Raw genomic sequence first — 25,059 nt, 5'->3', positions numbered from 1 at the left:
GCACTCTCCGGGTGGGCCGCCGCCGTTCGTTCCGGACGGTGTGGAGCCGCGGAACCGGGCCGGACGGGGGTTTGGCCGCCCCGGCCCCGCGTCCGGCGTCAGGAGTCGCGTCGAACAGCCTCGACGCGACGGCGCCGGAGCACCATGCCGGCCCAGCCCACGCTGATCGCGGCGGCGCCGGCCAGCAGCAGCGGGCCGGTGGCCGACGTGCCGACGGCCGCGGCGGCGGTCGGGATCACGGCGCCGGCCGGGGAGTTGGGGTCGCCGCCGTGGCCGTGGTGGGCGACCGTGGACTTGGGTGCGTCGGCCGCGATCTGCGCGTCGCTGGGCGCGGCCGGGGCCTGCGCGGCGAGCGCCGAGACGGCCGGGGCGCCGGCCGCGGTGGCCGCGCCGAAGTCGACGTCGGAGCAGCTGTAGAACGCCTCCGGGCTGTCGCTGCGCTGCCAGACCGTGTACAGCAGCTGGCGGCCGGTGCGCTGCGGCAGGGTGCCGGCGTAGGTGTAGAAGCCGTTGGTGGCGGTGCGGTCGACCTGTACCTGGGCGACCGGCGTCGGGTCGAGGTCCGACCACTTCAGCGGCTTGGTGGGGTCGTAGCCCGGCTTGGTGATGTAGACGGTCTGGGTGCCCACGTGGGGCGCGGTGGTGCGGAACTGGAAGGTGAAGGCGCCCGCCTTGACCGCGGTGGCCGGCCAGTCGGTGCGCGGCCAGTCCAGGGCCTGGTACTTGTCGCGGTTGGCCGAGCAGAGCTTGCCGTCCGGGATCAGGGCCTGGTGGTTGCCGGCCGCGTTGGCGATGTTGACCTCGTTCCAGTCGTACAGCGGCTGGGTGCCGCTCGCGGCGACGAGGTCCTTGCAGATCTGGGACACCGGGTGCTCGGGGCCCTCGGCGTAGCAGGCGGCGACCCGGCTGACCGGGTTGGTCATGGTGCCGTGGGCGCTGGCGGTGCCTGCGGTGGAAACGGCCACCGCGAGGGCCGCGGCGCCGACCGCGCCGACGGACAGGGCACTTCGCTTGATGGACATGGGGTGGGGACTCCTTGACCGTCGTTCCGGGCGGGTGTGGGGGGAGCGGACACGCCTGCCCGTTCGGGGGCCGCCGGCCCGGACCGCGGACCCCTGGCCAGAGCGTATGATTGGTCTGGACCAGCTGGCAATAGTCGTGCGTGCCACGCTTCCTGACGGACTGTAGGCCCCCGAACAGGGCAAAGGCCCGACGGAACGGCCGGGTTAGGCGTTCCATCGGGCCCGCTTAAGGCTCCGGAAAGGTCGTCGGACGGCCGTTCGGGCGGTCAGGCCGCCGTCGGCCGCAGGCCGGTCACAGGAACGCCTTCCCCTCGCCCCGGTACGTCGGGACGGTCCGGACGATCCGGTCGCCCTCGATCAGGTGCAGTTCGGCGAAGCGCTCGCACAGTTCGCCCGCCTTGGCGTGCCGGAACCAGACCCGGTCGCCGATCAGCAGGTCGTCCGCGGCCGCGCCGAGCAGCGGGGTCTGCACCTCCCCGGCGCCCTCCATCGGGTCGTAGCGCAGCCCCTGCGGCAGGTACGGCACCGGCGAGCGGTCCGGGCCGGCCGCGCCGGAGGCGGGGTAGCCGCCGCCGAGCACCGTCACCACGCCGACGCCGGGGCGGCGCACCACCGGCTGGCCGAACAGCGCGGCCGGACGGCCTTGGAACGAGCGGTAGTTGTCGAACAGCCGGGGCAGGTAGAGCCCGGAGCCCGCCGCGACCTCGGTGACCGCGCGCTCGGCCACGGTGGACTCCACGCTGCCGGTGCCGCCGCCGTTGACGAACTCCAACTCGGCCACCCGCCGCAGCCGCCGGACCACGGCCGCCCGCCGCTCGGCCAGTTCGGTCCTGGCCCTGGCCTGCATCAGCCGGATCAGCTGCGAACGCAGCGGCCGGCCGGGCACCTGGTCGCCCACCCCGGCGACGTGCCCCTCGTAGGCCATCAGGCCGACCACCCGGAAGCCCCGGCGGTGCTGGACGAGTTCGGCGAAGGCGCCGAGGTCCTCGGGGGTGCGCAGCGGGGAGCGCCGGGCGCCCACCCGGACCCGCCCGCCGAGCAGGTGCAGCGCGGTGTCCAGCTCCAGGCAGACCCGCACCTCGGCGTCGCCGCCGCGGGCCTTGTCGATCAGGTCCAGCTGGGCGGGGTCGTCGAGGACGACGGTGACCTCGTTGGCGAGCGCCGGATCGGCGGTCAGCTCGGTGTACCCGGACCGGTCGGCGGAGGGGTAGGCGAGCAGGACGTCGCGCACGCCGGTGCGGGCCAGCCAGAGCGACTCGTCGAGGGTGTAGCTCATCACCCCGGCGAAGCCGTCCACGGCCAGCGCGCGGTCCAGCAGCGCCCGGCAGCGCACCGACTTGCTGGCCACCCGGACCGGCTTGCCGGCGGCCCGGCGCACCAGGTCGGCGGCGTTGGCGTCGAAGGCGGCGAGGTCGACGACGGCCACCGGCCCGTCCAGGTGCGCGGTGGCCCGGTCGTACCGGAGGCGGTCGGAGACCGGGGTGGGGGCGGTCGCGGGTGCGTCGAGGATCACCATGGGCGCAGGGTGCCACACCGCACTACCGGTGGGTAGGCCCCGCGTGCAGGGAAATGGGGCGGCTCGCGCGCGGTGGCATAGGGTCGGGCGGGTGGACCGCAAAGACTTCTCCAACCCGGCGTTCGTCGGCAAGGGCATCCCGAACCCCGGCTTCTCCGACGACGACGGCACCGCCGACCCGGCGCTCGCCGAGGCCCTCGCCCGCTGGTCGCAGGACCGCGCGGCCGAGCCGGAGGTGCTGGCGGCGCTGACCCCCACCCGGCTGATGGTCCCGATCGTCGCGATCCTCGGCGAGGTCGAGGTGGACGCGCACGGGCACAAGCACGAGAAGACCAGCGACATGGCCGTCCCGGTGCTGGAGGCCCCGGACGGGCGCCGCGCGCTGCCGGCCTTCACCTCGCTCGACTCGCTCGCCCGCTGGCGTGCCGACGCCCGCCCGGCGCCGACGGCGGCCCCGCAGGCCGCGATGGTCGCCTTCTCCGAGCGCGCCGACACCCTGCTGGTCGACCCGGCCGGGCCGGTGCCGTTCCAGCTGAGCGGTGCCCGGCTGCGGGCGCTCGCGGAGAACCGCCCGTTCCTGCCGCCGGCCCGGGACCCGGAGGTGCGCGAGGCGGTCCGCGGGCTGCTGGCGGCCGAGCCGCAGGTGCTCACCGGGCTGCTGGCGGCCTCGGAGGGCTCGGACGGGGTGCTCGCGGTGGTGTTCGACCCGGCGCTGGACCAGGACGGGCTGCAGGCGGCCGTGCAGCGGGTCGGGCGGGCGGTGGCCGCCGACCCGGTGCTGCGGGTGCGGCTGGACCGGGGGCTGGACCTCGCGGTGCTGCCGGCGAGCGCGGAGCTGCCGGGGGAGCCGCTCTACCAGCGGTAGGAAGCGGTGGGGAGCCGTAGGAAGTGCGTCGGGGGCGGTGCGTCGCGTGACGTACCGCCCCCGAGTCGCGTCCGGGTCAGGAGTAGACCGGCCCGGTGAACTTCTCGCCCGGGCCCGTGCCCGGCGCGTCCGGGACGATGGAGGCCTCGCGGAAGGCCAGCTGCAGCGAGCGCAGGCCGTCCCGCAGCGGCGCCGCGTGGAAGTTGCTGATCTCCGGGGCGCCGGCGGTGACGAGCCCGGCCAGCGCGGTGATCAGCTTGCGGGCCTCGTCGAGGTCCTTGTCCTTCTCCCCGCCCTCGGCCAGGCCGCACTTGACCGCGGCGGCGCTCATCAGGTGCACCGCGACGGTGGTGATCACCTCGACGGCCGGGACCTCGGCGATGTCCCGGGTGAGGTCGTCGAAGCCGATCGCGTCGTCGTCCGCGCCGGGGGTCTTGGTGGGCTCGCTGCTCAAGGGGGGCTCGTTCCGTCGTGCCGGTGTCAGTACCCCTGGAGCGTACAAGGGCCCTTCCGGAGGCGGACAAAGGTGGTGAGGTGGGGCGGAATAGCGTTCGACTCCGCAGCGCTGTATGCTTCGAGACTGACCGGCCGGGATCCCGTATGGGCACCTGGCCAGCAAGAGGAGGCTCCACCCAGGAGGCCCGAGAGGGCAACCGCGAAAGTCTCCCACCTGGTCGACCTCAGGGTCGACGGGTCCCGGTCCGCGACGGGCGCCACGGCGCCGAGTCGCAGCAGCGCTCCTCACCAGGGTGTTGCCCCCGGATTGTGTGGAGCCCCGCTTGTACCGAGCGGGGCTTTTTTCGTGTCGCGGTGCACACGGTGCCGAACAGGTGCCGGGCAGCGCAGCACGAATGAAGCCCCGCCCAGTGGTCGAGTCCACTACGTGCGTCCGCCGTCCGACGGCCGCATCGCAGAAGGTGCAACCGAGGAGGCCCCATCAGCACCGAGCCCCGCATCAACGACCGGATTCGCGTCCCGGAGGTGCGACTCGTCGGTCCCAGCGGCGAGCAGGTCGGCATCGTGCCGCTTGCCAAGGCGCTGGAGCTCGCGCAGGAGTACGACCTTGACCTGGTCGAGGTCGCGGCGACCGCCCGGCCGCCGGTGTGCAAGCTCATGGACTACGGCAAGTTCAAGTACGAGTCGGCCATGAAGGCCCGTGAGGCGCGCAAGAACCAGGCGCACACGGTCATCAAGGAGATGAAGCTCCGGCCGAAGATCGACCCGCACGACTATGACACCAAGAAGGGTCACGTCGTCCGGTTCCTCAAGCAGGGCGACAAGGTCAAGATCACGATCATGTTCCGTGGTCGTGAGCAGTCCCGCCCCGAGCTGGGCTTCCGCCTGCTGCAGCGGCTCGCCGACGACGTCCAGGACCTGGGCTTCATCGAGTCGTCGCCGAAGCAGGACGGCCGAAACATGATCATGGTTCTTGGCCCGCACAAGAAGAAGACCGAGGCGATGGCCGAGGCCCGCGCCCTCGCCGACGCCCGCAAGGCCGAGCGTCAGGGCCGTACCCCCGGCTCCGACGCCGCTGCGGACGACGACCTGCTGGACGACGACCTGCTGGTCGACGACGAGGTCGCCGATGACGAGGTCGCCGACGACGAGGCGACCGAGGCGGCCGAGGCACAGGACGCCCCGGCCGAGGCGCCGGCCGTCGAGGCCGACGCTCCGGTCGAGCAGCCGGCCGCCTCCCAGGGCGCCTGAGCCTTCACCGGCCAGGGCGGCCCGGGAGACCGGCCCCAAGGTGACGGGGCGCCCCGCCCGGTCACACAGATCCATCCAGTTCACGCCCGCGTGGCGCAGGCCGCGCGGGCGCGGACGGGACCGACGAGGAGATACGGCGAAATGCCGAAGCAGAAGACGCACAGTGGCGCCAGCAAGCGCTTCAAGATCAGTGGCTCTGGCAAGGTGCTCCGCGAGCGCGCCGGCCGCCGCCACCTCCTGGAGCACAAGCCCTCGACGCTGACCCGCAAGCTGGCCGGGACCGTCGAGCTGGCCCCCGCTGACGCCAAGAAGATCAAGAAGCTTCTCGGCAAGTGATCGCCCTCCCGCCCGGCGCGAGCCGTGAGCGGGGCAGCTGATCCTTCCCGACCCATTCGAATGACGGACCACGTGAAGTAGTCCGTGGTCCAACCCAAGGAGTAATCAAGTGGCACGCGTCAAGCGGGCAGTCAACGCCCACAAGAAGCGCCGGGTCATCCTGGAGCGCGCCAGCGGCTACCGTGGCCAGCGCTCGCGCCTGTACCGCAAGGCCAAGGAGCAGGTCACCCACTCGCTGGTCTACAACTTCAACGACCGCAAGAAGCGCAAGGGCGACTTCCGTCAGCTGTGGATCCAGCGCATCAACGCTGCGGCCCGTGCCAACGGCATCACCTACAACCGCTTCGTGCAGGGCCTGAAGGCCGCCAGCGTCGAGATCGACCGCAAGATGCTGGCCGACCTGGCCGTCAACGACCCGGGCGCGTTCGCGTCGCTGGTCGAGGTCGCCCAGAAGGCGCTGCCGGCCGACGTGAACGCCCCCAAGGCTGCCGCCGACGCCGCCTGATCTTCCGAGATCAGTTGAGCTCTGACCGGACCCGCAGGCTCCCTGCGGGTCCGGTTCTGCGTTTCCCCGGATCTTCAGCGCCGCCCGCCACAGAGAACGAGACCATGCCGAGCACCGACACCCCCCTGCTCACCTCCCTGCGCTCGCCGCGCGTCGTCGCCGCCCGCCGGCTCGCCAAGCGGAACCAGCGCACCAAGGAACGCCGCTTCCTGGTCGAGGGCCCGCAGGCCGTCCGGGAGGCCGTCGCCTTCGGCCAGCTGCCGGACTCGGCCGAGCACGCCGTGGTCGAGGTGTACGTGACCCCGGAGGCCGCCGAGCGGCACGCCGCCCTCGTCGAGGCGACGCTGGCCGAGGGGCTGCCGGTGCTGACCGCCACCGACGAGGTGATCGCCGACATCTGCGACACGGTGACCCCGCAGGGCATCGTGGCGCTCTGCCGCTTCATCGACACGCCGTTCGCCGAGGTGCTCAAGGCCCGCCCCAAGCTCGTCGCGGTCCTCGCCCACGTCCGCGACCCCGGCAACGCCGGCACCGTGCTGCGCACCGCCGACGCGGCCGGCGCGGACGCCGTGGTGCTCACCGACGCCTCGGTGGACCTGTACAACCCGAAGGCCGTCCGGGCCTCCGTCGGCAGCCTGTTCCACCTGCCGGTGGCGGTCGGCGTGCCGGTCGAGGAGGCGGTCGCGCAGCTGCGCGCGGCCGGGGTCCGGGTGCTCGCCGCGGACGGCGCGGGGGAGCGCGACCTGGACCAGGAGCTCGACGAGGGCACCCTGGGCGCGCCCGGCGCGTGGGTGTTCGGCAACGAGGCCTGGGGGCTCCCGGAGGAGACCCGCGCGCTGGCCGACGAGGTCGTGCGCGTCCCGATCCACGGGCACGCCGAGAGCCTCAACCTGGCCACCGCCGCGGCCGTCTGCCTGTACGCCTCGGCCCGGGCGCAGCGCTCGCCCGGCGGCTGCCGCTCGAACGCCTGACCCGCACGCTCCAGCCGCCACCGGCCGAGGGCCTACTACAGGGGGCTGCGAGGCGCTAGGGTCTGCCTCTGTGGGGGGAACGGCACGGTGGGTAATCGGGGAGGACACCCATGGTCGGCAGCGGGCCAGAGCTCGACCCGGACGACCTACCGGACGGCCTGGTGGTCGCCGATGCGCTGGGCCGGGTGGTCTGCTTCAACCGGGCCGCGGCCCGGCTCACCGGCCTGCCCCCGGAGGCCGCGCTCGGTAGCGGGCTGGAGGACGTCCTCCCGCTGGAGGACCTGGACGGCCGCCGCTGGTGGCAGCTGACCGACCCGTACGGCGGCCTGGCCACCCGCACCGGCCAGCCGGAGCGCAACCTGCTGCTGCCCGGCGGCCGCGAGGTGCTGGTCTCCGCCCGGTACGTCCGGGACGTGCCGCTGGGGCCGCCGCAGCGGGTGGTGGTCGCGCTGCGCGGCACCGAGGCCCGGCGCCGCACCGAGCGCAGCCACGCCGAGCTGATCGCCACCGTCGCCCACGAGCTGCGCTCGCCGCTCACCAGCGTCAAGGGCTTCACGGCGACGCTGCTGGCCAAGTGGGAGCGGTTCACCGACGGGCAGAAGCGGCTGATGCTGGAGACGGTGGACGCCGACGCCGACCGGGTCACCCGGCTGATCGCCGAGCTGCTGGACATCTCCCGGATCGACGCCGGCCGGCTGGAGCTGCGCAAGCAGGTGGTCGACCTGGCCGCCGCGGTGCGCCGGCACGTCGAGCGCAAGGTCGCCACCGGCATCCCCGAGGAGCGCTTCGACGTCCGGATCAGCGAGTCGCTGACCGTCCTGTGGGCCGACCCGGACAAGGTCGACCAGGTGCTGGCCAACCTGCTGGAAAACGCGGTGCGCCACGGCGAGGGAACTGTCACGATCGAGGTGGCACCGGCCAAGGAGGTCGTCGAGGCGCCCCTCTGGGAGCGCTCGGGCACCCCTCCCCGCATCGTGGAAGGAACCGCGGTCACCGTGAGCGACGAAGGAAGCGGCATCCCCGAGGAGTCGATGCCGCGCGTCTTCACCCGCTTCTGGCGCGGTTCCAAGCGCGGCGGCACCGGCCTGGGCCTGTACATCGTCAAGGGCATCGTGGAGGCCCACGGCGGCTCGATCCGGGTCGACCGGGCCCCCTGCGGCGGCGCCCGGTTCCGATTTGTCCTGCCCGCCAGCGTTCCGGACTTCATGCTCTGAAGGAGCATGAACGACAAGCAGAGCATGCTCTGAAAGAGATGAACGACAAGCAGAGCATGCTCTGAAGGAGCATGAACGCATGCTCCGAGGTCCCGCTGGACGGGCTTCCAGGCAGCCGCGCTACGCGCTGCGACTACACTCGACCTTTGGCGTTGTGGTACGCCCTGTGCGGCTGAGCCGCGGACATCCCTCTTCCCCGTCGTACGGAGAACGGCTGCCCGTGCCCCGGCCACACCGGGCGTACCGCAGAGGCAGCCACCCTTACCTGAGCACGGACGAGCAGGAGCACGGGAAGATAGAGATGTCGGCACCCAACAAGTCGTACGACCCGGTCGAGGTCGAGGCCCTCAAGCCCGAGGTGGTGGAGCAGGCGCGGGACGAGGCCGTCGCCGCCTTCGCCGCCGCCAGCACGCTCGACGAGCTGAAGGAGGCCAAGGTCGCCCACACCGGCGACCGTTCCGCGCTCTCCCTCGCCAACCGCGAGATCGGCGCCCTGCCCCCGCACGCCAAGGCCGCCGCCGGCAAGCTGATCGGCCAGGCCCGCGGCGCCGTCAACAAGGCCCTCGCCAAGCGGCAGGCCGAGCTGGAGGCGGAGCGCGACGCCCGCGTGCTGGTCGAGGAGGCGGTGGACGTCACGCTGCCGTACGACCGCGCCCCGCGCGGCGCCCGGCACCCGCTGACCACCCTGGCCGAGCGCATCGAGGACACCTTCGTCGCGATGGGCTACCAGGTCGCCGAGGGCCCCGAGGCCGAGGCCGAGTGGCTGAACTTCGACGCCCTCAACCTGGGCCCGGACCACCCGGCCCGCTCGATGCAGGACACCTTCTTCGTGCAGGCCCCGGACGGCTCCGCCGACTCCGGCGTGGTGATGCGCACCCAGACCTCCCCGGTCCAGGCCCGCACCCTGCTCGACCGCGAGCCCCCGGTCTACGTGGTCTGCCCCGGCCGCGTCTACCGCACCGACGAGCTGGACGCCACGCACACCCCGGTGTTCCGCCAGGTCGAGGGCCTCGCGGTGGACGAGGGCATCACCTTCGCCGACCTCAAGGGCACCATCGAGGTGCTGGTCGAGAAGCTGATCGGCGGCGGCCTGGAGCTGCGCTGGCGCCCCTCGTACTTCCCGTTCACCGAGCCGAGCGCCGAGATCGACCTGCAGTGCTTCGTGTGCCGCGGCGAGAGCGTCGGCAACCCGGACCGCCCCTGCCGGACCTGCTCCTCCGAGGGCTGGATCGAGCTCGGCGGCTGCGGCGTGGTCAACCCGCGCGTGCTGGTCTCCTGCGGCGTCGACCCCAACCGCTACAGCGGGTTCGCCTTCGGCCTGGGCCTGGAGCGGATCCTGATGAATCGTCACAACGTCGCCGACATGCGCGACATGGTCGAGGGTGACGTGCGCTTCACCCTCCCGTTCGGGATGGAGATCTGATGCGCGTCCCGCTTTCCTGGCTGCGTGAGTACGTCGACCTGCCGGCCGGCGAGACCGGCCGTGACGTGGCGGAGCGCCTGGTCCGGGCCGGCCTGGAGGTCGAGACCGTCGAGCAGCTCGGCGGCGACCTCAAGGGCCCGCTGGTGGTCGGCGAGGTGCTCTCCATCGAGCAGCTGACCGGCTTCAAGAAGCCGATCCGGCACTGCCTCGTCAACGTCGGCGACGCCAACGGCACCGGCGAGCCGCAGGAGATCGTCTGCGGCGCCACCAACTTCGCCGTCGGCGACAAGGTCGTCGTGGTGCTCCCGGGCGCCGTGCTGCCCGGTCCCTTCCCGATCGCGGCCCGCCAGACCTACGGCCGCACCTCGGCCGGCATGATCTGCTCGGCCCGCGAGCTCGGCATGGGCGACGACCACGACGGCATCATCGTGCTCCCGCCGGAGTTCGAGCCCGGCACCGACGCGATCGAGCTGCTCCAGCTGGTCGACGAGGTGCTGGACATCGCCGTCACCCCGGACCGCGGCTACTGCCTGTCCCTGCGCGGCGTCGCCCGCGAGGCCGCCGCCGCGTACGGGCTGCCGCTGGCCGACCCGGCACTGCTCGACGTGCCGCCGGCCAACTCCTTCGGCTACCTGGTCAAGGTCAACGACCCGGGCGGCTGCGACCGCTTCGTGGCCCGCACGGTCGTCGGCATCGACCCGACCGCCAAGTCCCCGATCTGGCTGCAGCGCCGCCTCCAGAAGGCCGGCATCCGCCCGATCTCGCTGACCGTCGACATCACCAACTACGTGATGCTGGAGGTCGGCCAGCCGCTGCACGCCTACGACAAGCAGCGCGTGAGCGGCCCGATCACGGTCCGCCGGGCGGAGCAGGGCGAGAGCCTGACCACCCTCGACGGCGTGCAGCGCAAGCTCTCCGCCGAGGACCTGCTGATCTGCGACAACAGCGGCCCGATCGGCCTGGCCGGTGTCATGGGCGGCGCCTCCACCGAGATCCTCGACCCGGCCGCCGGCCCGGGCACCACCGAGGTGATCATCGAGGCGGCGCACTTCGAGCCGGTCGCCATCGCCCGCGCCGCCAAGCGGCACAAGCTGCCCTCCGAGGCGTCCAAGCGCTTCGAGCGCGGCGTCGACCCGGAGGCCGCCCGCGCCGCCGCCCAGCGCGCCGTCGACCTGCTGGTCCTGATCGCCGGCGGCACCGCCGAGGCCGGGGTCACCGACATCGCCGCCCCGCACCCGGTGCGCACCATCACCATCTCCGCCGACCTGCCCGACCGGGTCGCCGGCACCGCGTACGGCCGCGAGACCGTGACCCGGCGCCTGCAGGAGATCGGCTGCTCGGTCGCCGGCGCCGACGTCCTGGAGGTCACCCCGCCGACCTGGCGCCCCGACCTCACCGACCCGTACGACCTCGCGGAGGAGGTCATCCGGCTGGAGGGCTACGACAACGTCCCCGCCCGGATGCCCAACGTGCCCCCGGGCAAGGGCCTGACCGAGGCCCAGCGCGTCCACCGCCGGATCGGCGTCGCGCTGGCCGGGGCCGGCTACGTCGAGGTCAACAACTACCCGTTCCTCGGCGAGAGTGCCTTCGAGGCGCTCGGCCTGGAGCCGGACGACCGGCGCCGGCGCACCGTCAAGCTGGTCAACCCGCTCAACGACGAGGAGCCGGCGCTGCGCACCACGCTGCTGCCGGGCCTGCTCGGCTCGCTGCGGCGCAACATCGGCCGCGGCAACACCGACCTGGCGATCTACGAGACCGGCACCGTCTTCCTGCCCAAGGACGAGCTGTCCGTGGCCCCGCGCCCGGCCGTCGACCGCCGGCCCAGCGCCGATGAGCTGGCCGCGCTGGACGCCGCGCTGCCGGACCAGCCGCGCCGGGTCGCCGTCGCCCTCGCGGGCGAGCGGCTGCCGTCCGGCTGGTGGGGCCAGGGCGCCGGGGCGTCCTGGGCGGACGCCGTCCAGGCGGCCCGTACGGTGGCCCGCGCGGCCGGCGTCGAGCTGACCGTGCGGCAGGGGCAGCGGGCACCGTGGCACCCGGGCCGCTGCGCCGAGCTGGTCGTCACCGGCACCGACCGGGTGGTCGGCCACGCCGGTGAGCTGCACCCGCGCGTCGTCAAGGCGCTCGGCCTGCCGGCCCGCACCAGCGCGATGGAGATCGACGTCGACCTGCTCACCGCGGACGGCGCCGAGAAGGTCAACGGCCCTGCGGTCTCCGGCTTCCCGGTGGCCACCCAGGACGTCGCACTGATCGTCGACGCCGCCGTTCCGGCCGCCGACGTGGAGGCCGCGCTGCGCTCCGGCGCGGGCGAACTGCTGGAGGCCATCCGGCTGTTCGACGTCTTCACCGGCGAGCAGGTCGGCGAGGGCCGCAAGTCGCTGGCGTACGCGCTGCGCTTCCGCGCCGCGGACCGCACGCTGACCGCCGACGAGGCGACCGCCGCCCGCGAGGCGGCCGTCGCCGAGGCCGTCGCCCGCACCGGTGCGGTGCTGCGCGGCGCCTGATCCCGTCAGGCCCCAGGGCCCCGTTCGGACCTCGGTCCGGGCGGGGCCCTTTGCCGTTCCTCGACTTTTCCTGCCTTCCCTCGCCTTCCCTCGCCTTTCCTTGGCTTGACGGAACGTCACCATATCCACTTAACTCATTAACTATGGAACTAGATAAAGATGCCGACCCGCCCCCTCCGATCGAGTTCCGCCTGGACCCGGCCTCCGGTGTCCCGACCTATCTGCAACTCGTGCAGCAGGTCGAACAGGCGCTGCGGATGGGCTGGTTGACGGAGGGGGACCGGCTTCCCCGGGTGCGCGAGGTGGTGGCGGGGCTGGCGATCAACCCGAACACCGTGCTCAAGGCGTACCGCGAGCTGGAGCACCGCGGCCTGGCCGTCGGCCGGCGCGGCCAGGGCACGTTCGTGCGCGGACTGCCCGCCGGGGTGGTGCCGTTGCGCGAACGGGCCGCGCTGCGACGGGGATTGCTGGACTGGATGTGCGCGGCGCGGGCCACCGGGCTGGACGAGGAAGGGATGGTCGCGGTGTTCGAGGACACGCTGCGCGACCTGCGGAACGGAGAGGTGGCGTCATGACGGCGGACACCGTGATCGACTGCGGCGGGATCGGCAAGCGCTACCGCCGTTCCTGGGCGCTGCGGGACTGCCATCTGGCCGTCCCCGCCGGGCGCGTGGTGGCGCTGGTCGGGCCGAACGGCGCCGGCAAGACCACACTGCTGGGCCTGGCCGCCGGGCTGACCCGGCCGAGCGAGGGTGCCATGACCGTTCTCGGCGACCAACTGCCGGGCTCACCGGCGGCGTTGGACCGGATCGGGTTCGTCGCCCAGAACGCCGCGCTCTACCCCGGAGTGCCCGTGCGCGACCTGCTCCGGATGGGCCGGTACCTGAACCGCCGCTGGGACGACGCCCGGGCGCACGCCCACCTGGAGGGCCTCGGCATCCCGCTGGACCGCAGGTACGGCCGCCTCTCCGGCGGCCAGCAGGCCCAGGTCTCGCTCGCCCTGGCGCTCGCCAAGCGCCCCGAACTGCTGCTGCTGGACGAGCCGTTGGCCGCCCTGGACCCGCTGGCCCGGCACGACTTCATGGCGGTGCTGCTGACCGCCGTGGCCGAGGACGGCCTGTCCGTGGTGTTCTCCTCGCACGCCGTCAACGAGCTGGAGCAGAGCTGCGACCACCTGGTGGTGCTCGGTGGCGGCCGGGTCCAGGTGGCGGGCGAGGCGGACGACCTGGTGGCCGGCCACCGGATGCTGACCGGCCCGACCGCCGGGGCGGACGAGGTCGCCGCCCGGCTGCCGGTGGTCCGCGACCGCAGGGCCGGGGCGCAGTCGCACCTGCTGGTGCGGACCGGCGGCGTGGACGCCCCGGTCTCCGCCGGCTGGCGCCAACAGCGCGTCGGCCTGGAGGAGTTGGTGCTCGCCTACCTGCGCGAGCCGACCGCCTCCGCCCTGCCCGGCCCGCGCGGGGCCGTCCGCGCGTCCGTCCGTACGTCCGAGAAAGCGATGCTGTCATGAGTGCCGTCACCGCCGTTCCCGCCGCACTGCCCCGGGCCGGGGTGGTGCGGGCGGCGTGGCTGCGGCACCGGCCCGCGCTGCGGGTGCTGCTGGGCGTCCTGGCCGGGCTCGTCCTGCTGCTGGCCGTCACCGGGTACTTCCTGCACGCCGGGTTCGACCGGTCCGGCGCGGGTGACTGCGACATGGCGACGCGTGCCTGCAACGAACACTGGAAGGGGTTCCTGCGCGAGTACGGCACCGAGCTGATGGTCGGCGCGAACATCGTCTACTTCCTCGGCGGCGCCCTCGGCGCCTTCGCCGGCGGCCCTTTGCTGGCACGGGAGTTCGAGCACGGCACGGTCCGCTTCGCCTGGACCCAGGGGGCCGGACGGACCAGGTGGACGGTGGGCGTGCTGGCCGTCGTGGGCGGCGTGCTGGCCGTCGCGACGGTGCTGGCGGGCGTGGTGACCAACTGGTGGCTGGAGCCGATGGCGAGGCAGTCGGGCCGCTTCACGCCGCTGCTGTTCACGGCCGCCGCGCCCGCCCTGGTCGGCCGGGTCCTGCTGGTCTTCGCGCTGTCCGCGCTCGCGGGCGCGGTGCTGCGGCGGACGGTGGTGGCGGTGGGGATCGGGGTGGCGGCCTCGGTCGTGTCCACGCTGGTCGCCCAGTCCCTGCGGTTCGACTACCGCGCCCCGCTCCAGGACACCTTGCACACGCTGGCGCAGGCCTCGGTCGACCACCGCTGGGAGGGGAGCACGTGGATCACCGACCCGGCCGGGAACCGGATGAGCATCGGGCGGCTCTACGACGCGGGGAACGACTACTACGGCGCCCAGAAGCTGGTGAGCGAGGGCGGCTACTCGGCGCACGAGATCTACCAACCGGGCAGTCGCTACTGGTCGTTCCAGTTCATCGAGCTCGGCTGGATGGCGGCCCTGGCGGTGCTGCTGTGCGCGGCGGCGGTCTGGTGGGTGCGCAGGCGGGCGGTCTGACCTGCGTCTTTGAAGAGCCTTGAAGAGACTTTGTCAAAACCCTTGCGGGGACGGGGAAGGAGGGCTCTTAATTCTCGTTAGGAAAGTTTCCTAACCCCCCGAGGAAACGGAGCATCGTATGCGTCCCCAGCACAACCGTGCCCTCCGCATCGCCCTCGCCGCCGCCCTGGTGGCCGCGCCCCTCACGGTCGCGGCCGCCGGCGCCGCCACCGCCGCGCCGACGTCCGCGACGTCCGTCCAGCTCAAGGGAGTCGGGCTGGACGACCCGCACAAGAAGGACATCGCGATGCAGCTGGTGTCCAGCGCGGAGAACTCCTCGCTGGACTGGAAGGCCCAGTACAAGTACATCGAGGACATCGGCGACGGGCGCGGCTACACCGCCGGCATCATCGGCTTCTGCTCCGGCACCGGCGACATGCTGGACCTCGTCCAGCACTACACCGACCTCAAGCCGGGCAACGTCCTCGCCAAGTACCTGCCGGCCCTGAAGAAGGTCAACGGCAGCGCCTCGCACGCCGGCCTCGGCACCCCCTTCGTCAACGACTGGGCCGCCGCCGCCAAGGACACGGTCTTCCTGCAGGCCCAGAACGACGAGCGCGACCGGGTGTACTTCAACCCCGCCGTCAACCAGGCCAAGTCCGACGGCCTGCGCGCGCTCGGCCAGTTCGCCTACTACGACGCCATCGTCATGCACGGCCCCGGCAACAGCTCGGACAGCTTCGGCGGCATCCGCGCCGCCGCCCTGAAGAAGGCCAAGACCCCCGCCCAGGGCGGCGACGAGGCCACCTACCTCAAGGCCTTCCTGGACGCCCGCAAGGTGGTCATGAAGAAGGAGCAGGCCCACTCCGACACCAGCCGGGTCGACACCGAGCAGTCGGTCTTCCTCAACGCGAAGAACTTCGACCTCAACCCGCCGCTCAAGTGGAAGGTCTACGGCGACAGTTACGCCATCAACAGCTGACGCAACGCCGAGCGGGGCCCGGGAGCAGCACCTCGCTCCCGGGCCCCGCCGCCGTCCACCGGCCGGTGCTCAGGCGCTCGCGGTGTAGTCGTAGAAGCCGCGGCCGGACTTGCGGCCCAGCAGGCCCGCGTCGACCATCCGGGACAGCAACGGGGGAGCCGCGTACAGCGGCTCCTTGTACTCGTCGTACATCGACTCGGCGATCGAGACGATGGTGTCCAGACCGATCAGGTCGCACAGCCGCAGCGGGCCCATCGGGTGGGCGCAGCCGGCCTCCATGCCCTTGTCGATGTCGGAGGCCGTGGCCACGCCCGACTCGAACATCCGCACCGCGGACAGCAGGTAGGGCACCAGCAGCGCGTTGACCACGAAGCCGGCCCGGTCGCGGGCGCGGATCGGCTCCTTGCCGAGCTCCTGGGAGGCGAAGGCCTCGACCCGCTCGGTGGTCACCGCCGAGGTGGTCAGCGTCGGGATGACCTCGACCAGCTTCTGCACCGGCGCCGGGTTGAAGAAGTGCAGGCCGATCACCTGCTCGGGGCGGGAGGTGGCGGCGGCCAGCTTCACGATCGGGATCGACGAGGTGTTGGAGGCCAGGATCGCGTCACGGCGCTCGACCACCTGGTCCAGGGTCTGGAAGATCTTGACCTTGATGTCCTCGCGCTCGGCGACCGCCTCGACCACCAGGTCGCGGTCGGCGAAGTCGGCCAGGTCCACGGTGAAGGCCAGTCGGGCCAGCGCCGCGTCCCGATCCTCCGGGCTCAGCTTGCCGCGCTTGACCGCCGTGTCCAGGGAGTTGGTCAGCCGGGTACGGCCGAACTCCAGCGCCTCGCCGCTGGCCTCCGCCACCAGGACGTCCAGCCCGGCCCGGGCGAAGACCTCCGCGATGCCCGACCCCATCAGGCCGCAGCCGATCACTCCGACGCGCGCGATGTCACTCACTCAGTTGCCCTTCGGTGGTGCTGGGGATCGCCCAGCGACTGGTGACCCAGCGAGCTGCTGGTCAACGGGCCGGTGTGCCGGAATGGGTGCACCGGTCACCGTCCCGACGACGTTACTACTCCGTACCGGCCAGTAGGTCACCCCCTCCCCGGCCGGGTGCCAGTGCGAGCCGTCGTCCGAACGGGTGAGGCCGGGCCCGCCGCCCGTGCGCCCGGGGCCGCGCCCGTGCGGCGGCCGGAAGAATGCCGCGGACGGGGGCCGGGGACGGGAAGGGAGCACACGGTGCCGACGGGATCGCTCACAGGGCAGGTCGCCCTGATCACCGGCGCGGGCCGGGGAATCGGCCGGGAGATCGCCATCGGCCTGGCCGCCGAGGGCATGGCCGTCGGCCTGGTCGGCCGCACCCACGGGACGCTGACCGACACCCTCAAGGAGTGCGCCCGGCGCGGCTCCCGCGGCGTCGCCGTCACCGCCGACGTCACCCGCGCCGGCGCCGTCCGCGAGGCCGTCCGGGTCGTCGAACGCGACCTCGGCCCGATCGACCTGCTGATCAACAACGCCGGCCTGGTCGACCGCGCCGAGGTGCCGCTCTGGGAGACCGACGCCAACCAGTGGTGGCAGGTGATCGAGACCAACCTGCGCGGCCCCTACAACCTGCTGCGCTGCGTCCTGCCCGGCATGGTGTCCCGGCGGCGCGGCCGGGTGGTCAACCTCAACTCCGGCTTCGCCCTGCGCCCGGACGGCCACTACACCGCGTACGCGACCTCCAAGGGCGCGCTGCTCCAGCTCTCCGACAACATGGCGGACTCGCTGGCCCGCCACGGCATCGTCATCCTCGACATCAGCCCCGGCGCGGTCGAAACCGACATGACCGCCGCCATGCCGATGTTCAAGGACACGCAGACCTGGGGCTCCATCCCGTACATGGTCGCGGTCACCGTGGACGCCGCCCGCGGCCGCTTCGACGGCCTGCACGGCCGGTTCATCCACGCCGGGCGGGACGACCTGGAGGAACTGGTCAACCGGGCCGCGGAGATCCGCGCGGCGGACGCCCGGACGCTGCGGATGCGCCCGTACAAGGCGGACGACCCGATGGGCTGAACGGGCCCCTCGGCCGGCGCGCTGCGAAGAGCGGTCAGGCGCACAGCTGACTGGCGGTCACCGGCTTCAGCCCCGCCTTGGCGAGGCCGTCCAGGATGCCCGGCAGCGCGTCCACCGTGCACTGGTGGCCCATGTGCAGGGCGACCACCGACCCGCCGCGCACCGACTTCAGCACCCGGCGTTGCAACTCGGCGGCCGACGGGTCGTTGTAGTCGCGCGGGTCGACGTCGAAGGACAGCACGTGCTCGTAGCCGACCGCCTTCGCCTGCTCGCGCACCGTCCGGGTGGCGTACTGCGCGGCGGACGGGCGGAACCAGCGGCCGATCGAGCCGGTGAGCCGCTGGAGCCGTTCGGCGCACTGGGCGATCTCGTCGTGCACCTGGGCGGCCGTCATCGTCGACAGGTCGAGGTGGTTCTGGGTGTGGTTGCCCAGTTCGTGGCCGGCGTCCAGGATCCGGCGGGCCATCTGCGGCTGCTGGTCGAGCCAGCTGCCGACGACCATCACGGTCAGCTTGATGCCGCGCTGCTCGGCGGCCTCCAGCAGCGCGGTGGCCTGCTTCGGATCGCCGCTGCCGTGGCAGGTCAGCGCCACGAACTTGCTGGTGCGCGGCCCGTTCACGACCTCGACCGGGGTGCCGGCGGCGAGCGGCGGCAGCACCGGCGGCGTCGGAGGCGTGGGTGGGGGCGTCGGCGGCGTCGCGACCCCGGCGGCCGGCTCCGCGCCGGTGGCCGGGTCGGTACCCGCGGTCGGGTCGGCCCCGGTGGGCTGCGGCTCCGGCGGGGCGGACGGCACGGGGGAGGCCGGGCCCTCGCCGCCGTTCCAGGCCGGGTCGGTGGTGTGCTGCGGGTCGAGGGTGCCCGGGTGCACGGCGAGCCCCCCGGCGTCGGCCCGGCGCGGGGTGCCGGAGGCACACGCGCTGAGGAACCCGCTGGCGGCGGTCAGGGCGGCCAGCTGGACGGCGGTGCGCAGTACGGTGCGGCGGTCGGCAGTCATCGGCAGTCAGCATAGGGACGGTGGCCACCCACGGCGATCCGAGGAGCGTCCCGGTACCGCCATTGACGTGCACACACTCCACTGCCCGGGTGTTGCGTAAACCTGAACTCCCGCTGTTTCACCGGCGTGTCGTCGGATACGATCACGGCGCACCGCACGCCACGGGAGGGTGGCCGGGCCGGACGCGGGTCACCCCCGTCGTACCGGGCGGGCCCGCCGACCGCCGCGGCGGTGCCATTTCCGGCAGTGAGCACGGCAGAGGGGGGCGGAACAGGATGCACGAGGACAGCGCAGCCGTCGGCGAGGCCACCGGCACCGACTGGGACTGGGCCAGAGCGGACGACTGGCAGCCGCCGAGCGAGCTCGACACCGGCATCCCGCACACCGCCCGGATGTACGACTACTACCTGGGCGGCAAGGACAACTTCGAGGCCGACCGCAAGGCCGCCCAGGCCGCCATAGCCGCCTACCCCGCGCTGCCGCTGCTGGCCCGCACCAACCGGCAGTTCCTCGGCGACGCGGTGGAGTTCGCCGCCGGCCGGGGCATCCGCCAGTTCGTCGACATCGGCACCGGCATCCCGGCCGTCGGCTCCACCAGCGAGGTCGCCCAGCGGGTCGCCCCGGACGCCCGGGTGGTGTACGTCGACAACGACCCGATCGTCGCCACCCACGCCCGCGCCCTGCTGGCCGGCCACCCCGCCGGACACACCTCGGTCATCGAGGCCGACCTGCGCGACCCGGCCGCCATCCTCGACCACCCGGGCCTGCTCGCCGCCGTCGACCTGTCCCGGCCGGTCGCGCTGATGCTCGTCGCCGTGCTGCACTTCATCCGCGACGAGGACGGCGCCCAGCAGATCGTCCGCACCCTGCGCGACGCGCTCGCCCCCGGCAGCGCGCTGATCCTCTCCCACGGCAGCCCCGACTTCGCCTCCCGGGAGAGCGCCGCCGAAGGCACCCGCATCTACCGCAGCGCCAGCGCCCCCCTGGTGCTGCGCCCGCGCGCCGGCGTCGAACCCTTCTTCGGCGACTTCGAGTTCGCCGGCCCCGGCCTGGTCCAACTCCCGCTCTGGCGCCCCACCCCCGGCCACGTCCCCACCACCGAACTCCCCGAAGGCTGGCAGGACGTCTCCGCCTACGCGGGCGTCGCGTTCAAGCAGTAGCCCCGGTTCACGAGGCGGCCCCGGCGCCTCCCTCCTACGCCGGGACCGGCCTCGCGAACACCCTAGGCTCGGCCACTGACAGCCCGTCACCCTCCCCGGTGCGTACCGGGAGAAATTGGCACGACAGCGCGGGCGGGCCGGTGTTAGCTTCCGCGGCATGGAACCCCTGAACGAGAACGAGATCCGCGCGTCCTTCGTCAACTGCTCCAAGGGCGAGGCCAGTCGGCTCAACCTCCCCCGGGGCCTGGCGGAACTGCCCTGGGAGAACCTGGACTTCCTCGGCTGGCGGGACCAGGGCGCGCCCGACCGGGCCTACCTGGTGGCGTCGTACGGCGGCGAGCCGGTCGGCGTGACGCTGCGGGTGCCGACGATCCGCCGCAGCCTCACCAAGACCAACGTCTGCTCGCTGTGCATCACCGCGCACGCCGGCTCCGGCGTCGCGCTGCTCGCCGCCCGCCGGGCCGGGGCGGCCGGGCGGGAGGGCAACACCGTCGGCACGTACATCTGCGCCGACCTCGCCTGCTCGCTGTACGTGCGCGGGCTGAAGAAGTCCGCCCTGGTGACCAGGCCCGACGAGTCGCTGCCGCTGGAGCGGCAGATCGACCGGACGGTGGGCAACCTGGACGCGTTCCTCGCCAAGGTGCTCGCCGACACCGCGCGCTGACGGGACGCGCCGACACCGCGCGATGAGGGGATCAGTGCCCGCGCAGCTGGTCGAGGTCGCGCCGCTCCCGCTTGGTCGGGCGACCGGCGCCCCGGTCCCGCTCGCCGGCCGTCGCGACGAGTTCGCGCGGCGGCCGCGGCGGGCTGTTGTCGATCAGGCAGTCCGCCGCCACCGTCGCGCCGACCCGCTTGCGGATGAGCTTCTGCACCACGACGACCCGCTCGTAGCCCTCCTCGCGGACCCGCACCTCGTCCCCGGGGCGCAGCGCCTGGGCCGGCTTGACCCGCTCGCCGTTCACCCGCACGTGTCCGGCCCGGCAGGCGGCGGCGGCCAGCGCCCGCGTCTTGGTGAGCCGGACCGACCAGATCCAGCTGTCCACCCGCACGCTTCCCTCGTGTTCAGCCATCCCTGGAGCCTACCCAAGCCGCCTGAGCCCGAGCCTGAGCCTGAGCCCGAGCCTGAGCCCGAGCCCGAGCCCGAGCCCGAGCCCGAGCCCGAGCCCTGAGCCCGCGCCCGCGGCGCCTGCTACGCCGCCTCCGGCACCATCCGGGCCGCCTGCGGAGCCTCCTGGACCGCCCAGCCGTTGCCGTCCGGGTCGTTGAAGAACACGAAGGAGTTCCACGCCTCGCCGTGCCCGTCCACCCGGCTGCCCGCCTCGAAGTGCTGGACCGGGCTGACCTCGACGCCGCGGGCCGCGAGTTCGGCGTGCGCCTTGTCGATGTTCGGTACCACCAGCTGCAGTCCCTTCACGGATCCGGGCGGCGCCCCGATGACCCCGGTGCCCACCACGATGGAGCACGTGGAGCCCGGGGGAGTCAGCTGGACGACCCGGACCCCGTCGCGCAACCGGGTGTCGTGGTCGACCGTGAAGCCGACCAGCTCCTCGTAGAACAGCTTCGCGCGGTCCACGTCCGACACCGGGACCACCACGACTTCGAGCTTCCAGTCCATCGCCCTCACCCCTCTCGGCCGGGCTCTTCCAGTATCCGTCGAAACGGTTCCCCGTCGGGCCGTCGGATAGCCTGAGAACACGATGAATCCCGAGATCACGCCCGCCGCGGCGACCCTGTTCAGCACGCCGTGGGGCGCCTTCGACCTCACCCGCTTCCCCGAGGACCCGCGTGAGCGGCTGCGGGCCTGGGACGCGGCCGACGACTACCTGCTGCGCCACCTCGCGGGCGAGGCGGACAGCGCCGCCGGCACCGTGACCGACCTGGCCGGCCGCCGGATCGTCGTCCTGGGCGACCGCTGGGGCGCGTTGACCACCGCGCTGGCCGCCCACGAGCCGGTGCAGATCGTCGACTCCCACCTCGGCCGGCAGGCCACCCTGGCCAACCTGGCGCGGGCCGGCGCCACCGTCGACCCGGCCCGGCTGCTGACCACCCGGGACGCCCCGCCGGAGCGGATCGACGTCCTGCTGGTGCGCGTGCCCAAGAGCCTGGCCCTGCTGGAGGACCAGCTGTACCGGCTGGCCCCCGCCGTCCACCCGGGCACGGTGGTGGTCGGCGCCGGCATGGTCGCCGAGATCCACACCTCCACGCTCCAGCTCTTCGAGCGGATCCTCGGCCCGACCCGCACCTCGCTCGCCGCCCGCAAGGCCCGGTTGATCTTCTGCACCCCGGATCCGGCGCTGGATCCCGGCCCCAGCCCGTGGCCGCACCGCTACGCGCTGCCGCCGGACGTCGGAGCGGTGTCCGGGCGCACGGTGGTCAACCACGCCGGCACGTTCTGCGCCGAGCGCCTCGACATCGGCACCCGCTTCTTCCTCGGACACCTGCCGACCCCGGCGCCCGGGGCCCGGGTGGTCGACCTGGGCTGCGGCAACGGCGTGGTCGGCACGGCCGCCGCGCTGGCCGGGCCGGGTGCGGAGCTGGTGTTCGTCGACGAGTCCCATCAGGCGGTGGCCTCGGCGGAGGAGACCTTCCGCGCCAATCTGGGCCCGGACGCCCGGGCGGAGTTCCTGACGGCCGACGCGCTGGCGCCGGAGGTGGCGCCCGCGGGCTCGGTGGACCTCGTCCTGAACAATCCGCCGTTCCACTCGCACCAGGCCACCACGGACGCCACCGCCTGGCGGATGTTCACCGGTTCCCGGCGGGCGCTGCGGCCGGGCGGGGAGCTGTGGGTGGTCGGCAACCGCCATCTCGGTTACCACGTCAAGCTGCGGCGTCTCTTCGGGAACTGCCAGCTGGTGGCGGGCAACCCCAAGTTCGTGGTGCTGCGCGCGGTCAAGCGGTAGTCCGGCGTCCGCCCGGTCGGGGGAGGGTCGGTCGTGGGCCGGTGGCGGCCCGGCCGGGCGGACGCAGGGCGGTTTTCGGGCGTTCTTCGGGGTCCTGACCGCAGCTCCTTGCATGAATGTTCCGTGCTGCGTATATTCATGCCACAACAAAGGAGGAACGCCATGGCATTGCGAGTCGCCGTCGCCGGCGCGAGCGGATACGCGGGCGGCGAGGTGCTGCGCCTGCTGCTCGGCCACCCGGAGGTGGAGATCGGGGCGCTGACCGGCGGCTCGAACGCGGGCACCCGGCTGGGCGCGCTCCAGCCGCACCTGATCCCGCTCGCCGACCGCGTCCTCGAACCCACCACCCCCGAGGTGCTGGCCGGCCACGACGCGGTCTTCCTGGCGCTGCCGCACGGCCAGTCCGCCGCCGTCGCCGAGGCGCTCGGCGACAACGTCCTGGTGGTCGACTGCGGCGCCGACTTCCGGCTCCGCGCCGCCACCGACTGGGAGCAGTTCTACGGCTCCGCGCACGCCGGCACCTGGCCCTACGGCCTGCCCGAACTCCCCGGCCACCGGGCCGCGTTGAAGGGCAGCAACCGGATCGCCGTGCCCGGCTGCTACCCGACGGCCGTGTCCCTGGCGCTGTTCCCGGCATACGCGGCCGGCCTCGCCGAGCCGGAGGCCGTCGTGGTCGCCGCCTCCGGCACCTCCGGTGCGGGCAAGGCCGCCAAGACCCACCTGCTGGGCAGCGAGGTCATGGGCAACGTCAGCCCGTACGGCGTCGGCGGCGTGCACCGGCACACCCCGGAGATGGTGCAGAACCTCACCCCGGTCGCGGGCGAGCCCGTCACCGTCTCCTTCACGCCGACCCTCGTCCCGATGCCGCGCGGCATCCTCGCCACCTGCTCCGCCAAGGCGCGGCCCGGCGTGACCGCCGAGAGCCTGCGCGCCGCCTACACCGAGGCGTTCGCGGACGAGCCGTTCGTCCACCTGCTGCCCGAGGGGCAGTGGCCGCAGACCAGCAGCGTCTACGGCGCCAACACCGCCCTCGTCCAGGTCGCGCTGGACGCCACCGCCGGGCGGATCATCGCGATCAGCGCGATCGACAACCTCGTGAAGGGCACCGCGGGCGGCGCGGTGCAGAGCATGAACATCGCCCTGGGCCTGCCCGAGGAGCTGGGCCTTCCCGTGAACGGAGTCGCACCGTGAGCAACAGTACGAACGTGGGCGTGACGGCCGCCAAGGGCTTCCGGGCCGCCGGCGTGACCGCCGGCATCAAGGCCTCCGGCACCCCGGACCTCGCCCTGGTGGTCAACGACGGCCCCGCGCTCGCCGCCGCCGGCGTCTTCACCGCCAACCGGGTCAAGGCCGCGCCGGTCGTCTGGTCCGAGCAGGTCCTCAAGGGCGGCCAGGTGTCCGCCGTGGTCCTCAACTCCGGCGGCGCCAACGCCTGCACCGGCCCGCTCGGCTTCCAGGACACCCACACCACCGCGGAGAAGGTCGCCGAGGAGCTGGAGCTCAACGCCGGCGAGGTCGCCGTCGCCTCCACCGGCCTGATCGGCGAGCGCCTCCCGATGGACGTCCTGCTGCCCGGCGTCGCGCTGGCCGCCCGGGAGCTGAGCGCGACCGGCGGCGAGGCCGCCGCGATCGCCATCAAGACCACCGACACCGTGCACAAGACCGCCCAGGTCACCAGCCCGGCGGGCTGGACGGTCGGCGGCATGGCCAAGGGCGCGGGCATGCTCGCCCCGAGCCTGGCCACCATGCTGGTCGTGATCACCACCGACGCCGACCTGGACTCCGCCGCCCTGGACACCGCGCTGCGCGGCGCCACCCGCACCACCTTCGACCGGATCGACTCCGACGGCTGCATGTCCACCAACGACACCGTGCTGCTGCTGGCCTCGGCCGCCTCCGGCGTCGTCCCGGACGAGGCCGAGTTCGCCGAGGCGGTCCGCACCGTCAGCGCCGACCTGGCCCGCCAGCTGATCGCCGACGCCGAGGGCGCCAGCAAGGACATCCGGATCGACGTCACCGGCGCCGCCACCGAGGAGGAGGCCGTCGACGTCGCCCGGACGATCAGCCGCAACAACCTGCTCAAGTGCGCCATCCACGGCGAGGACCCCAACTGGGGCCGGGTGCTGGCCGCGATCGGCACCACCGACGCCGCCTTCGAGCCGGACCGGCTGGACGTGGCCATCAACGGCGTCTGGGTCTGCAAGGACGGCAGCGTCGGCGAGGACCGCACCCTGGTGGACATGGCCGGCCGCGAGGTCGTCATCACCGCGAACCTCAACGCCGGTACGGCGAGCGCCTCGTTGTGGACCAACGACCTCACCGCCGACTACGTCCACGAGAACAGCGCCTACTCGACCTGATGCCCGACAGGTGACGCGCGCCACCGATGCGCGACACCTGATCCGCGACACCCGATGCGCGACACCCGTTCGGACGAGGGACACCCGTGAAGATCGCACCCAA

General features: G+C 73.1%; 25 protein-coding genes. 18 read left to right on the top strand and 7 right to left on the bottom strand.

From position 1 onward, the window contains the following. Positions 1 to 98 precede the first annotated feature (98 nt). Positions 99 to 1,022 (bottom strand): lytic polysaccharide monooxygenase, encoded by a 924-nt coding sequence (locus ACFVX9_RS34020; protein WP_380558194.1) that lies wholly within the window; start codon positions 1,020 to 1,022, stop codon positions 99 to 101. A 292-nt stretch (positions 1,023 to 1,314) separates the two neighbouring features. After that, on the bottom strand, positions 1,315 to 2,538 hold the full coding sequence (locus ACFVX9_RS34015; RefSeq protein ID WP_387985500.1) for an alanine racemase: 1,224 nt from the start codon (positions 2,536 to 2,538) through the stop codon (positions 1,315 to 1,317). A 91-nt stretch (positions 2,539 to 2,629) separates the two neighbouring features. On the opposite strand from ACFVX9_RS34015, the gene ACFVX9_RS34010 reads away from it, so the two are divergent. Further along, positions 2,630 to 3,403, top strand: coding sequence for an SseB family protein (locus ACFVX9_RS34010; protein WP_380486448.1), 774 nt, complete (start codon positions 2,630 to 2,632; stop codon positions 3,401 to 3,403). 76 nt (positions 3,404 to 3,479) lie between these two features. Here ACFVX9_RS34010 and ACFVX9_RS34005 read toward each other — a convergent pair whose 3' ends face one another. Then, a complete protein-coding gene (locus ACFVX9_RS34005; RefSeq protein ID WP_063346861.1) occupies positions 3,480 to 3,857 on the bottom strand; it encodes a DUF1844 domain-containing protein in 378 nt (125 codons plus the stop codon). A 482-nt stretch (positions 3,858 to 4,339) separates the two neighbouring features. Here ACFVX9_RS34005 and infC point away from each other — a divergent pair, with 482 nt between their 5' ends. From infC to ACFVX9_RS33950, 11 genes are all read left to right on the top strand, one after another. Then, positions 4,340 to 5,110, top strand: a complete 771-nt coding sequence (infC, locus tag ACFVX9_RS34000; RefSeq protein WP_380346233.1) for a translation initiation factor IF-3 — start codon at positions 4,340 to 4,342, stop codon at positions 5,108 to 5,110. 141 nt (positions 5,111 to 5,251) lie between these two features. After that, positions 5,252 to 5,446, top strand: a complete 195-nt coding sequence (gene rpmI, locus ACFVX9_RS33995) for a 50S ribosomal protein L35 (protein ID WP_030055648.1) — start codon at positions 5,252 to 5,254, stop codon at positions 5,444 to 5,446. 109 nt (positions 5,447 to 5,555) lie between these two features. Beyond that, positions 5,556 to 5,951: a 50S ribosomal protein L20 gene (gene rplT, locus ACFVX9_RS33990; protein WP_030055649.1), complete on the top strand. Its 396-nt coding sequence runs from the start codon at positions 5,556 to 5,558 to the stop codon at positions 5,949 to 5,951. A 104-nt stretch (positions 5,952 to 6,055) separates the two neighbouring features. Beyond that, on the top strand, positions 6,056 to 6,922 hold the full coding sequence (locus tag ACFVX9_RS33985) for a TrmH family RNA methyltransferase (RefSeq protein WP_380346224.1): 867 nt from the start codon (positions 6,056 to 6,058) through the stop codon (positions 6,920 to 6,922). Positions 6,923 to 7,032: 110 nt separating this feature from the next. Further along, positions 7,033 to 8,136 (top strand): ATP-binding protein, encoded by a 1,104-nt coding sequence (locus ACFVX9_RS33980; protein WP_380378634.1) that lies wholly within the window; start codon positions 7,033 to 7,035, stop codon positions 8,134 to 8,136. Between the two features lie 301 nt (positions 8,137 to 8,437). Beyond that, positions 8,438 to 9,559: a phenylalanine--tRNA ligase subunit alpha gene (gene pheS, locus ACFVX9_RS33975; RefSeq protein ID WP_380378635.1), complete on the top strand. Its 1,122-nt coding sequence runs from the start codon at positions 8,438 to 8,440 to the stop codon at positions 9,557 to 9,559. Further along, positions 9,559 to 12,060: a phenylalanine--tRNA ligase subunit beta gene (pheT, locus tag ACFVX9_RS33970; RefSeq protein WP_387985494.1), complete on the top strand. Its 2,502-nt coding sequence runs from the start codon at positions 9,559 to 9,561 to the stop codon at positions 12,058 to 12,060. The genes pheS and pheT overlap by 1 nt, the downstream gene beginning before the upstream one ends. A 143-nt stretch (positions 12,061 to 12,203) precedes the next feature. Then, positions 12,204 to 12,635, top strand: a complete 432-nt coding sequence (locus ACFVX9_RS33965; protein ID WP_387985491.1) for a GntR family transcriptional regulator — start codon at positions 12,204 to 12,206, stop codon at positions 12,633 to 12,635. Further along, the gene (locus tag ACFVX9_RS33960; protein ID WP_063346854.1) at positions 12,632 to 13,570 is read left to right on the top strand and encodes an ATP-binding cassette domain-containing protein; all 939 of its coding nucleotides are present in this window, start codon (positions 12,632 to 12,634) and stop codon (positions 13,568 to 13,570) included. The genes ACFVX9_RS33965 and ACFVX9_RS33960 overlap by 4 nt, the downstream gene beginning before the upstream one ends. After that, positions 13,567 to 14,541, top strand: coding sequence for an ABC transporter permease subunit (locus ACFVX9_RS33955; protein ID WP_387985488.1), 975 nt, complete (start codon positions 13,567 to 13,569; stop codon positions 14,539 to 14,541). Before ACFVX9_RS33960 ends, ACFVX9_RS33955 begins: the two co-directional genes overlap by 4 nt. A gap of 118 nt (positions 14,542 to 14,659) precedes the next feature. Next, positions 14,660 to 15,502: a chitosanase gene (locus ACFVX9_RS33950; RefSeq protein WP_380378643.1), complete on the top strand. Its 843-nt coding sequence runs from the start codon at positions 14,660 to 14,662 to the stop codon at positions 15,500 to 15,502. A 69-nt stretch (positions 15,503 to 15,571) separates the two neighbouring features. Here the strand turns inward: ACFVX9_RS33950 and ACFVX9_RS33945 are convergent, their stop codons facing one another. Continuing rightward, the gene (locus tag ACFVX9_RS33945; RefSeq protein WP_380378644.1) at positions 15,572 to 16,441 is read right to left on the bottom strand and encodes a 3-hydroxybutyryl-CoA dehydrogenase; all 870 of its coding nucleotides are present in this window, start codon (positions 16,439 to 16,441) and stop codon (positions 15,572 to 15,574) included. A gap of 282 nt (positions 16,442 to 16,723) precedes the next feature. Between ACFVX9_RS33945 and ACFVX9_RS33940 the strand changes: the two genes are divergently transcribed. Continuing rightward, positions 16,724 to 17,542 (top strand): SDR family NAD(P)-dependent oxidoreductase, encoded by an 819-nt coding sequence (locus ACFVX9_RS33940; RefSeq protein ID WP_063346850.1) that lies wholly within the window; start codon positions 16,724 to 16,726, stop codon positions 17,540 to 17,542. Positions 17,543 to 17,576: 34 nt separating this feature from the next. Here the strand turns inward: ACFVX9_RS33940 and ACFVX9_RS33935 are convergent, their stop codons facing one another. Further along, a complete protein-coding gene (locus ACFVX9_RS33935; protein ID WP_387985483.1) occupies positions 17,577 to 18,536 on the bottom strand; it encodes a polysaccharide deacetylase family protein in 960 nt (319 codons plus the stop codon). A 275-nt stretch (positions 18,537 to 18,811) separates the two neighbouring features. Between ACFVX9_RS33935 and ACFVX9_RS33930 the strand changes: the two genes are divergently transcribed. After that, positions 18,812 to 19,696, top strand: coding sequence for an SAM-dependent methyltransferase (locus ACFVX9_RS33930; RefSeq protein WP_380378646.1), 885 nt, complete (start codon positions 18,812 to 18,814; stop codon positions 19,694 to 19,696). Between the two features lie 157 nt (positions 19,697 to 19,853). Continuing rightward, complete coding sequence (locus ACFVX9_RS33925) at positions 19,854 to 20,360, top strand: FBP domain-containing protein (RefSeq protein WP_063346849.1); 507 nt, start codon at positions 19,854 to 19,856, stop codon at positions 20,358 to 20,360. A gap of 31 nt (positions 20,361 to 20,391) precedes the next feature. On the opposite strand, the gene ACFVX9_RS33920 is transcribed toward ACFVX9_RS33925, so the two are convergent. Beyond that, entirely contained in the window at positions 20,392 to 20,766 is a 375-nt protein-coding gene (locus ACFVX9_RS33920) for an RNA-binding S4 domain-containing protein (RefSeq protein WP_063346848.1), read from the bottom strand. A gap of 119 nt (positions 20,767 to 20,885) precedes the next feature. After that, positions 20,886 to 21,311 (bottom strand): VOC family protein, encoded by a 426-nt coding sequence (locus ACFVX9_RS33915; protein ID WP_063346847.1) that lies wholly within the window; start codon positions 21,309 to 21,311, stop codon positions 20,886 to 20,888. A gap of 82 nt (positions 21,312 to 21,393) precedes the next feature. Between ACFVX9_RS33915 and ACFVX9_RS33910 the strand changes: the two genes are divergently transcribed. The 3 genes from ACFVX9_RS33910 to argJ all read left to right on the top strand — a co-directional run bounded on the left by ACFVX9_RS33910 (position 21,394) and on the right by argJ (position 24,956). Further along, positions 21,394 to 22,596: a methyltransferase gene (locus tag ACFVX9_RS33910; RefSeq protein ID WP_387985478.1), complete on the top strand. Its 1,203-nt coding sequence runs from the start codon at positions 21,394 to 21,396 to the stop codon at positions 22,594 to 22,596. Between the two features lie 162 nt (positions 22,597 to 22,758). Beyond that, positions 22,759 to 23,787: an N-acetyl-gamma-glutamyl-phosphate reductase gene (gene argC / locus ACFVX9_RS33905; protein WP_387985475.1), complete on the top strand. Its 1,029-nt coding sequence runs from the start codon at positions 22,759 to 22,761 to the stop codon at positions 23,785 to 23,787. Between the two features lie 14 nt (positions 23,788 to 23,801). Next, positions 23,802 to 24,956, top strand: coding sequence for a bifunctional glutamate N-acetyltransferase/amino-acid acetyltransferase ArgJ (argJ, locus tag ACFVX9_RS33900; RefSeq protein ID WP_387985503.1), 1,155 nt, complete (start codon positions 23,802 to 23,804; stop codon positions 24,954 to 24,956). Positions 24,957 to 25,059: the final 103 nt, after the last annotated feature.

Origin of the sequence: Kitasatospora sp. NPDC058243 (assembly GCF_042882025.1) — a bacterium.
Classification (GTDB): domain Bacteria; phylum Actinomycetota; class Actinomycetes; order Streptomycetales; family Streptomycetaceae; genus Kitasatospora.
Note: the sequence above shows the minus strand (reverse complement) of the source record. Positions and strands in the feature narration are given on the sequence as shown.